The sequence below is a fragment of the Kitasatospora sp. NPDC057500 genome (genome assembly GCF_042802195.1).
Taxonomy (GTDB): domain Bacteria; phylum Actinomycetota; class Actinomycetes; order Streptomycetales; family Streptomycetaceae; genus Kitasatospora.
The window spans coordinates 1-9,965 of sequence record NZ_JBHVER010000253.1 but is presented as its reverse complement, the minus strand read 5'-3'; the positions used below and the strand labels follow the sequence as shown (position 1 = coordinate 9,965).

Annotated in this window: 8 protein-coding genes and 2 pseudogenes; 5 read left to right on the top strand and 5 right to left on the bottom strand. The window is 73.6% G+C overall.

The window, feature by feature from the left end:
• The first annotated feature begins 139 nt into the window (after positions 1-139).
• Positions 140-829: a transglycosylase family protein gene (locus ACFU74_RS33220; protein WP_380763594.1), complete on the top strand. Its 690-nt coding sequence runs from the start codon at positions 140-142 to the stop codon at positions 827-829.
• Positions 830-864: 35 nt separating this feature from the next.
• On the opposite strand, the gene ACFU74_RS33215 is transcribed toward ACFU74_RS33220, so the two are convergent.
• Positions 865-1,281 (bottom strand): cupin domain-containing protein, encoded by a 417-nt coding sequence (locus ACFU74_RS33215; protein WP_380763592.1) that lies wholly within the window; start codon positions 1,279-1,281, stop codon positions 865-867.
• A 452-nt stretch (positions 1,282-1,733) separates the two neighbouring features.
• Here ACFU74_RS33215 and ACFU74_RS33210 point away from each other — a divergent pair, with 452 nt between their 5' ends.
• Positions 1,734-2,825: an ABC transporter substrate-binding protein gene (locus ACFU74_RS33210; protein ID WP_380763590.1), complete on the top strand. Its 1,092-nt coding sequence runs from the start codon at positions 1,734-1,736 to the stop codon at positions 2,823-2,825.
• 29 nt (positions 2,826-2,854) lie between these two features.
• On the opposite strand, the gene ACFU74_RS33205 is transcribed toward ACFU74_RS33210, so the two are convergent.
• Entirely contained in the window at positions 2,855-3,544 is a 690-nt protein-coding gene (locus ACFU74_RS33205) for a transposase (protein WP_380763598.1), read from the bottom strand.
• On the opposite strand from ACFU74_RS33205, the pseudogene ACFU74_RS33200 reads away from it, so the two are divergent.
• Together ACFU74_RS33200 and ACFU74_RS33195 are read left to right on the top strand one after the other, a co-directional pair.
• A pseudogene (locus tag ACFU74_RS33200) lies at positions 3,438-3,704 on the top strand (hypothetical protein); the annotation flags it as partial. The gene ACFU74_RS33205 and the pseudogene ACFU74_RS33200 sit on opposite strands and share 107 nt — an antisense overlap.
• 67 nt (positions 3,705-3,771) lie before the next feature.
• Positions 3,772-3,879, top strand: a pseudogene (locus ACFU74_RS33195) (IS5/IS1182 family transposase); the annotation flags it as partial.
• A gap of 69 nt (positions 3,880-3,948) precedes the next feature.
• Here ACFU74_RS33195 and ACFU74_RS33190 read toward each other — a convergent pair.
• On the bottom strand, positions 3,949-4,434 hold the full coding sequence (locus tag ACFU74_RS33190; protein WP_380763588.1) for a hypothetical protein: 486 nt from the start codon (positions 4,432-4,434) through the stop codon (positions 3,949-3,951).
• 519 nt (positions 4,435-4,953) lie between these two features.
• Here ACFU74_RS33190 and ACFU74_RS33185 point away from each other — a divergent pair.
• Positions 4,954-5,766, top strand: coding sequence for a GNAT family N-acetyltransferase (locus ACFU74_RS33185; RefSeq protein ID WP_380763586.1), 813 nt, complete (start codon positions 4,954-4,956; stop codon positions 5,764-5,766).
• Positions 5,767-6,379: 613 nt separating this feature from the next.
• On the opposite strand, the gene ACFU74_RS33180 is transcribed toward ACFU74_RS33185, so the two are convergent.
• Both ACFU74_RS33180 and ACFU74_RS33175 read right to left on the bottom strand, forming a co-directional pair.
• Positions 6,380-7,681, bottom strand: a complete 1,302-nt coding sequence (locus ACFU74_RS33180; RefSeq protein WP_380763584.1) for a M64 family metallopeptidase — start codon at positions 7,679-7,681, stop codon at positions 6,380-6,382.
• 107 nt (positions 7,682-7,788) lie between these two features.
• Positions 7,789-9,702 (bottom strand): amino acid transporter, encoded by a 1,914-nt coding sequence (locus tag ACFU74_RS33175; RefSeq protein WP_380763596.1) that lies wholly within the window; start codon positions 9,700-9,702, stop codon positions 7,789-7,791.
• Positions 9,703-9,965 lie beyond the last annotated feature (263 nt).

Below are 9,965 nucleotides of genomic sequence, written 5' to 3'. Positions count from 1 at the left end.
GCCACCCGGGCGGTGCCGCAGCGCCGCCCGGGTGACCCCGCCGACGTGTCGGCGGCCGGACGGCGCCCCCGGCGTGCGTCGGTGGGAACGCGCCGCCCCGAGCGGCACACGCCCTTGTCCCCGGACCTGAGAGCCGCCGATGCCCCCCACCGCGCACCTGCGCCGCCTGCTCCCCACCGCCGCCTGCACGCTGGCCGCCGCCGTCCTCGCCGCCCCCGCGGCGCACGCCGCGCCGCCGGGCCAGGGAGGTGGGGCGGGCACCGGTCGGGGGGCCGTGGTCGACTGGGACCGGGTGGCCGCCTGCGAGAGCAGCGGGAACTGGCACATCAACACCGGCAACGGCTACTTCGGCGGCCTCCAGTTCGACCAGCCGACCTGGCGGGCGAACGGCGGCCTCGCCTACGCCCCGCGCCCCGACCTCGCCAGCCGCGAGCAGCAGATCGCCGTCGCCGACACGCTCGCCGGCCGCCGCGGGCTCGCCCCGTGGCCGGTCTGCGGCGCCCGCGCCGCCCGCGGCTCCGAGCGGCCGCCGGTCAGCACCCGGCCGGTCCGCAAGGGGCCTCCCGTCGTCAAGGAGGCGCCCGTCGACGAGGAGGAGACCACGGCCACCGCACCCACCGCGCCTGCGCCGGCCGGCGCGGACGGCACCGACGGGGCCGACGGGAAGGCCGGCACCTGGACGGTGCGCCAGGACGACACCCTGGAGAGCATCGCCGAGCAGCTCCGGATCCCCGGCGGCTGGCCCGCACTCTACGAGCGGAACCGCGCGCTGCTCGGCGAGGACCCGGACCTCATCCAGCCCGGCCAGGAACTGGTCCTGCCACTCTGACGCCCTCCCCGGCCCGCCCCGGGTCGCGGTCGCCCTCAGCCCACCGTGGGCTGCCAGGGGCCGCGCTCGGGGCGGGCCTCCGTCGTCGAGCCGTCCGGCCACGGCGGCATGGTGACGGCGACGATCCGCAGCGGGCCGGGGCTGTCCTCGTCGGCGCGGAACTGGAAGGCCGTCCCCAGCGGCACCGAGACCGCCGTCCCCACCCGCAGCGCGTCGACGCTCTCGCGGCCGGACTGCCGCCGCCAGATCCGCCCGCTGCCGCCCGTGACGTGCCAGAGCTCCTGCACGGTACGGTGCGACACCGGCCGTGTCACCTCACCGGGGGCGAGTTCGAAGACGGCCTGGCTGCCGAGGCCGTCCAGTGCCAGCAGCGGCCGGACGACGGCCCCGTCCGGGGCGAGGACGACCGGGGCGTCCCCGGTCTCCGTGGTGCGGAACGGCTGCTCTCCCATGCGAAACCCGACCCCTCCCGTTGCCGGCAGGCCCCCACCCGCCCCTCCCCGCCGATGGGACCACACCCCCGCCCGCCCCGCCAGGGCGCCTCCCGGGCCGCGGCGGACGGCCGGGCTCCACCGGCCCAGGTGCGGCCACCGAAGGTGCCACCGACCGGCCGAGTCCGCCGCCCGCCGCCCGCCACCCTCCGCCCGGACCGGGGCCGGTACGGTCGTGCAGGGCCGCTCCCGCGCCGAACCGACCGTCCTCGTGGGCCGCTTCACCCGTGCGGCCGCCGCCTGCCGCAGGGCCGCCGAGAGCCCCGGAGCGGCGCCGGCGGCCGAGCACGGTGCCGATAATCACTTGCCTTCCGGCGGCGAACCCGGTTGCAATGTCCGGCATGATCACGGGCCTCGACACCCTGCGGTCCGGGCCTGTCCCCACCGACTCGCCACCCGGGAGAGGCCGACGCATGAGCACGTCACCATCGCGACCCGAAGCGGAACTGCCCGAAGGACCGGCCGTCCGGATCGGCGCCCTCGTCCCGCTCACCCGGCCCGGCTGGGCCGAGGCGGGCCGGCACCTGCTCGCCGGACTCCACCTGGCCGTCGACGAGGTGAACGCGGCCGGCGGCGTCGCCGGACGCCCGCTCGCCCTGGAGGTGCGGGACACCGCCGCCGACCCCGAGCGGGCCGCGGCCGCCGTCGACGAACTCGCCGCCCTGGGGGTGGCGGCCCTGGCCGGCGAGTACCACAGCGTCGTCGCCCGCAGCGCCGCCGCCCGGGCCGACGCCCTGGGGCTGCCGTTCCTCTGCTCCTCGGCGGTCCTGGACGCGCTCACCGACCGGCCGACGGACGTGGTCGCGCGCCTCGCCCCGGCGCAGTCGCACGGCTGGCGGATCTACGCGGACTTCCTGCTCGGCGCCGGACACCGCCGGATCGCCGTGGCCGCCGAGCCCAGCGTCTACTGGGCGTCCGGAACCCGCATCCTGCGCGACCACCTCGCCGCGCACGACGGCACCCTGGTCGAACTCGACGCACGCGCACTCACCCCCGCCGAACTGGCCGACGCCCTCGCCGACAGCGGTGCGACGGCCCTCCTCCTGCTGGTCGGCCACCCGGACCCGGCCGTGCCGATCGTCCGCACCGTCCGCCGCGACCCCCGCCTCGCCGGACTGCTGATCGGCGCCCCGGCCGGGCAGCCGGAGTTCACCGAGTGGCGGACACTCCTGGGCGAGGACGGCGCCGCGATCCCGTTCCTGCGCTACCTGCCCGAACACCTCGGCCCACTCGGCACCCGCGTCGGAGCAACCCTGCGCGAGCGGCTGGCCGAGGCACCCTCCTTCGTCGCCTTCGAGGGCTACGACACGATCACCGTCCTCGCCGAACTCCTCCGCACCCCAGACATGGACTGGGCACACCTCTCGACCGAGGGCACCCGCGGCCCCATCCGCTTCTCCCGCACACCGGACATCAGCGTCCGGCAATGGGCCTGGCCCCCGGTCCAGGTCGTCGACCGGAACCCGGCGGACCCCGACAACTTCCGCGTCCTGTACACCGCTTAAGGCATCGCTTCTTTTGGCGCCAGGGGCCGTCAAGAGGTCGCGGAGAGCCTTGCTGAGCGTCTGGACGAGTAGTTCCGAAGTCGGTCAGTGGTCGTAGGCGATAAGGGAGCGGGAACGGTTCGGCCGGTGTTGCGGTTGTGCCAGATCGCGCAGGTCATCGCTGGCAGCCGCTGGCCGACCCGGGCGACGACACCCCCGATGGTGCGGCCTCCGTGCTGTTCGAGGCCGAGCTGGCCCTTGAGGGTGTCGTTGACGGACTCGATCAGCTGACGAACGGACTCCAGCAGCCCCTCACCGGGGCGAGGGGCGGGGTTGCGGTACGACGACCGCAACAGCTGGACGCCGTGGTCGAGGAAGCGGTCGAGTTCGGCGGACACGTAGCCCTTGTCGGCGAGGATCAGCAGACCGGGCCGCTCGCGCACGAGATCGGGCTCGGTCTCCACGAGCGAGGCCAGGACCTCGCGCTCGTCGACCTTCGGGCCGACCAAGGCCCAGGTGACGGGCAGCCCGGCCGGGGGGCAGACCAGGTGCAGCTTCAGGCCCCGGAACCAGCGCGAGCGCGAGCGGCTGTAGCCGTAGCTGGCCCAGCCGGCCAGCGCCGAGCGTCGGACCGTGTCGCGGGAGCGGCCGCACTCCACGGGCGTCGAGTCGGTGATCCACACCGGGTCGCCCCACAGGTCGGTCGCCCGGGCCAGGTCGCGGACGGCCTGCTGGAGCAGGGGCCGGGCGGCGCGCAGGCGCTTGTTGCAGCCAGGCCGTTCGGGCAGGTGGGGGACCGTGGTGCCGCCGACGGTCGTTCAGCGTCCGCAGGGTGGCGGCCGACGACGGGCTGGTGACCGGGAGGTGCTCGCCGCGATCGTGTTCGTGGCAACCTCGGGCTGCACCTGGCGCCAGCTCCCGCCGATCTTCGAGGCCTGCTGGCAGACGGTGGAGCGAACTTGCACGTATTGCCCCCCGCATCGCACGCCGTGGAGTCGACTCCTCCCAACGCCTGGGCCGCCACCGCTGGGTCATCGAACGCACATTGTCCTGGCTCGCCGGATGTCGCCGTCTGCACCGACGCTAGGAGCGCAAGGGCGAAGCCCATCCTTCGGGTGCGGATTCGGTGGCTGTAGCGGTCCACTCATAGGCGGCGGCCACCTCCGACACGTCGTCTGCAACCCGTCTCATCGTCTTCCGCGAGCGATGAACGGACTCTGCGCACCACGAAGGGCGGCAGAAGCGGGTTGTCCGAGAGGGCCATCCAGTCGAATCGGCTACGGACGCTGCGCAGGCGGGCAGCAGCACTTTCGGCCCCGGCGGTGCCCATCTTCGCGCGGTGTTGAAGGGCTCCGTCGACCATGGCACCCAGTGGGGCGTCGGGAGACTTCTGCCAGCGCTTCGGGCGACGGCCGTTCATCCGCTCCTCGATAGCGTCTGCTCGGACATCGTCGGGCGAGCCTAGGAGTACCGTCAGCGCGGTCTGCGCGTGACGCCGGTTGGCGCTGTTCGGGAAACGCTTGTTGCGACGAATGCTCTTGCGTGAACTCTTGTCGTTCTCGCCGTAGTTGTTGCGGCGGTCTTTGACGTAGCTCAGCCGCTTCTTCTCCTGGGGAGTCTTTCGCCTCACCGTCCTGCGTCCCCTCCTCCGGCACCCAAGAGCGCCAGAGTAGCCACGTGCAGGCGTGTCAGCCACACCGCTTCTGGGACCGAGCCGGTGGAAGGCGTGCTGGAACACCATGCACCATCGCAGGCGGTATACACACGGTTTCGCCGCCAGGCGATCAAGAGAGTGCCCGCCCTGGCCCTGCAGCAGGTCTGGGCCCACCAGCATGCCGCTCCTGGGCGGAAACGAGGAACTACACCCGTGGGCCCGGGAACCGCCATAAGAAGCGATGTCTTGAGAGGAGCTGACACAGGGCTCGAAGGCAAGCCGCTGCTGCACCGGCAGCAGCGGCTCGATCCGGTCCCACGGGCCGTCCGGCACCAGCCACGGCGCTGTGCCCCACGCCTACTCAGCATGCTGATGAACGATCGGGAACGGACGCCCGCAGTTCGCGCACATGGTGCTCGGTCCGCCGATTCCCGGAGGCGTCGGCACGGGGCCAATGCCTCAGTCCTCACGAGGTGGGAGGCGTAGGCTCGGCGGGTGTCCTCGACCTCCTCCCCCGCGCTGGCCGGCCTGCACGACCGGGCGGTGCTCGCCGAACGGTTCGGCCGTGACCCGGAGCTGCACCTTTTCGAACTCGGCGACCTGGACGAGCCGTTCTGGTCACGCACCGCCTGGTACACCGTCTCGGCGGACGGCCCGGTGGCCCTGCTGTACGCGGTCGGGGAGGTGCCCACCCTGCTCGGTCTGGCCCGGCCCCAGCACGCCGACGGGCTGGCCGGGCTGCTGCGGGCGATGCGGCCGGTCCTGCCCCGCCGGATGCTTGCGCACCTCACCGGCGGCGGCGTGAACGCCCTCGCGCCCGAGTACCGCGTCGAGCAGCGGACGGCGATGCTGCGGATGGCACTCACCGACCGCGCCGCCCTCGCGCCTCACCTCGGGCGCGGCGCCGGACCGGTCGCCGCGCTCGGCGCGGCGGACCTGCCGGACCTGCTCGCGCTGTTCGCCGCCGGATACCCCGGGAACTGGTTCGACGAGCGGATGCTGACCGCCGGCCCGTACGTCGGCGTCCGCGACGACGCGGGCCGGCTGATCGCCACCGCCGGAGTGCACGTCTCCTCCTCCGCACGGCGGGTGGCGGTGATCGGCAACGTCACCACCCACCCGGACGCCCGCGGCCAGGGCCTCGCCGCCGCCTGCACGGCCCGCCTCTGCGAACTCCTCACGGAGGCCGGCGCCGACCACATCGGCCTGAACGTCCGCGCCGACCACCCCACCGCCCTCGCCCTCTACCGGCGGCTGGGATTCACCACCGTCACCCCGTACGACGAGGCCCTCCTCACGGCGATCTGACGCCGCCCGACTTTCTGCTCCGGGCGGCAGCGAGGTCGGCGGGCCGACCAGCACCTGGGTCATGCTGTCGATGCCCGGGTCCCTGACGATGAGGCCGTCGGAGCACCAGAGGCAGCGGCCGTCGAGCGCCTCGCCGGTTCGGGACCACTTCTCCGGGAGGCGTTCAGCCGGACCTCGACGTCGATGTTGCACACGGCATCCAGAGGCTCGCCCGCGCGTCGGGCAGGAACGATGCCTCGAAGCGATCTGTCCGGACGCGGTACCAGGGCCCGTCCGCCCCGTCCCTGCTCGGCGGCAGCGAGGTCGGCAGGGGCGGGCCGAGGGAGGGAGCCGTGGGGGGTGAGGGAGAGGGGCACAGGCGGCGGCAGGGCAGAACCCCGCCCCGGACCAGGAAGAGAGTCGGGCCCGCCGGCCTTCCGGGCTCGCCTCCGGTGCTCGCGGGCGCGTGGCGCGGCCCCGACGAAGAGGGATGGCGCGCCGCCCTGAGCAGGAAGTCGGATACGCCGACTTCCTGCTCCGGGCGGCGGCAAGGTCGGCGGAGGGCCGGCCGGGAGGGCGGCAGCACCGGAGTGGGAAGTCGGGCCGGCCGACTTCCCACTCCACGCGCAGGTCGTCAGCGGGTGAGGGGCCAGGTGAGGGTGGTGGTGAGGTGGGAGCGGAGGGCGGGGTCGAGGACGGCGGGGGTGGGGTCGGTGGCGGTGGCGGTGAGGGTGTGGGGGCGGCCGGGTGGGCCGGGGAGGGGGACGGTGGCGAGGTTGACCGTCGTGCGGCCGCGCAGTTGGGGGAGGTCGCGGCCGTCCAGCGACCAGGTGAGGGTGGTACCGGCGACGGGGAGGTCGACGGTGAGGCGGTCGGCCCGGGTGAGCGGGGTGCCGGCCGGGGTGGGGCTGGTGAGGGCGGCGGCGTGCCGGTAGAAGCCGGCGATCATCGCCTCCCGCCCGGGCAGGTTGAACTCCCGCCCCAGCGAGCGCATGATCGAGTTCTCGGTGGGCCGGTACAGCCCCTTGGGGTAGTAGCCGCCGCCCTCGTAGCCGCCGACCACTCCCCCGTCGGGTGAGGTGCGGCCCAGCCAGCGGTACCACTTGGCGTGGTCGCGGGCCAGCCGGCCGGCGGGGTACGTGCTGATGTTGGGCTCGCCCGGTTCGCCGTCCTCCGCCGGGTAGGTGTCGGAGCCGTCGTAGAAGTACTCGTCGGCGAGCTTGCCCAGCGAGTGGCCGGTCTCGTGCACGGCGATCTGGCCGGCCTTCTGGTTGCCGCCCGCCACGGTGGCGATGCCGTCGTAGCCGAGCGGGGAGGCGACGTTGTAGCCGGCGCCGCCGTACTTGGCGGTGTTGGCGACGACGAGGACGAGGTCGGCCTGTGGGGCCTTGGCGGCGTAGGTCTCGACGGCCGCGGTGTCGACGCAGAGCAGGCGTTCGATGTCCTCGCACCAGAAGTAGGAGCCGAGGGCGGTGTCGCGGACGGTGTCGCGGTCCGGGTCGCCGGTGATGCCGGACTCGGCGGAGACGGTGGCGACCGCCCAGACGTTGAACAGGCCGCGGTAGGTGGCGTAGGGCTCGACGGCGCTGAGCTCGCGCCACTTGGCGGTGGCGTCGGCGCGGAACTTCTCCTGCTCGGCGGCGGTGTAGCCGTCCGCGATCACGACGACGTCGACCTTGCCCGCCGGGTCGCCGCCGCGCAGGATCGGGGTGACCTCGCCGTCCCCGGAGGCGGGTGCGAGTGCGGGCCGTCCGCCGGTCAGGTACGGGGAGGCGGCGGGCGCGGTGGCCCGGCCGATCGAGCCGTCCTCGCCGAACACCTCGACGCCGTGCCGGGCGCCGGGTGGAGGGGCGGCGACGGCCGGGGCGCTGCCGAGGGCGGCGAGCGCGAGGGCACCGGTCAGGGCGAGCGGGCCGAAGCTGCGATGGCGGCGCACGGGCGTTGCTCCTCTGCGGGCGGGCGATCGGGCGGGCGATCGAGTGGGTCGGCGGCGGGCGATCGGGCGGCCATGTTAGGCACCTGACGACCCGTTGGCACAACCCCTCAGCCGACGTGCACGCGCGGACGGCGCGAGCGGTCCGGTTCGGCCTCGCGGAGGACTTCGCGGGTGACCGGCGCGACCTCGCCCTGGCCGAACAGGAAGAACCGCAGGAACTGGGCGAACGGGTTGCCCTCGGTCCACTCGAAGTAGATGTGCGGCTGCTGGCCGGTGCGGTCGCGGACGGTGAGCAGCAGCGCGGCGAGCGCGTTGGGCACGCTGGAGCTCTCCAGGCTGAGCACCCGGTAGCGCTCGTGCAGGACCTCGCCGTGCACGGTGAGCACCGCCTCGAACTCGGACGGGTCACGGACCGTCACCTCGACGAAGACCAGGTCGTCCTCGGCGGGGATGTCGTTGTCGGTGCGGATCTGGCGCTTCTTCGCCTGGTACTGGGCGAGGTCGCGGCGGTCCGGCTCGTTGGCGATCAGCCGCAGCGGCCGGTGGGTGTAGTCCCGCACGAAGCGCTCGGCGGCGTCGTCGAAGACGATGTCGGTGACCCGCAGTTCGAAGGCGCGCTTGAGACGGGAGAGGAAGGAGACCAGCATGATGGCCGCGATGAAGCAGGCGCCGATCTTCACGCCGTCCGGGCGTTCGGCGATGTTGAGGGCGGTGGTGTAGAGGAAGACGGCCGCGATGAGCGCGAAGCCGATGCTCCGGCCGTGCTGGCGGGCGGCGCGGGCCGCGATGGTGACGGCGATGGCGGCGGAGCTGATCAGTACCAGGACGCCGGTGGCGTAGGCGCCGCCCTGGGCGTCCACGCTCGCGTCGAAGATCCAGGTGACCAGGAAGGCGATCAGGGTGAGCACGATGACCATCGGCCGCACCGCCTTCGCCCAGTGCGGCGCCATGCCGTAGCGGGGCAGGTAGCGCGGCAGCAGGTTGAGCATGCCGGCCATCGCGGAGGCGCCGGCGAACCAGAGGATGGCGATGGTGGAGAGGTCGTAGACGCTGCCGAAGGCGTTGCCGAGGTACTCGTGGGCCAGGTAGGCGAGCGCTCGGCCGTTGGCCTGGCCGCCCTTCTCGAAGGCCTCCTCGGGGATCAGCAGGGTGGTGACGAGGCTGGTGGTGATCAGGAAGACGCTCATGATCAGAGCCGCGGTGGTGAGCAGTTTGCGGGCGCCGCGGATCCGTCCGGCGGGGTGCTCCTCGGTGTCGTCCGGGTCGCCCTCGATGTGCGGCATGACGGCGACTCCGGTCTCGAAACCGGACAGGCCGAGGGCCAGTTTGGGGAAGGTCACCAGGGCGACGCCGATCATGGCGACGGCGTTGCCGTGCTCGGCGGTGAGCGCGTCCGCCCAGTCCGGGACCACGTGCGGGGACGCGAGGACGTGGTAGAAGCCGGTGACGACGACCACCACGTTGAGCGAGAGGTAGATCCCGACCAGGACGACGGCGATCCCGATCGCCTCGCTGAAGCCCTTGAGGAAGACTCCGCCGAGCAGGGCGATCAGCACCAGGGTGATCGGGACCTGCCGGCCGGTCAGGGCGTCGTGCAGATGGGGGTTCTCGACCAGGTGGGCGGTGGCGTCGGCGGCGGACAGGGTGATGGTGATCATGAAGTCGGTGGCCGCGAAGCCCAGCAGGGCGAGGACGAAGAGCTTGCCCTGCCAGAACGACAGGAGGCGTTCCAGCATCGCGATCGAGCCCTCGCCGTGCGGGCTCTCCCGGGCCACCCGGCGGTAGACGGGCAGGGCGCCGCAGAGGGTGACCACGACCAGCACGACGGTGGCCACCGGGGAGAGCAGGCCGGCGGCCAGGGCGGCGATGCCGGGCTGGTAGCCGAGGGTGGAGAAGTAGTCGAGGCCGGTCAGGCACATCACCCGCCACCAGGGGCGGCCCCGTTCGGCGGGGGTCTGGGCGTGCGGGCCGGGGTGCTGCTTGGCTCGGTCGGAGAGGCCCTCCAGCAGCCAGGCGCGCAGTCGCCGCCCGTGCCCCGGGGTGCTCGCGCCCGGGCCGTCCGCGCCCGAGTCCGTACCCGAGGAAGCCACCCTGCACCCCTTGTCCACGGCCCGTGGCCGTCCGGCCGACGGCAGGGCGACAGGCTATGCGGCCGGGCCGCCGACCTGCGGGAACGCCTCGACGGTGTCCCCTCATCGGACCAGTCGAACCAGGTGGACCAGGCGGGACGGCGGGACGGCGGGACGGCGGGACGGGACGCGCGGGAGCCCCCGGAACCGGGTGG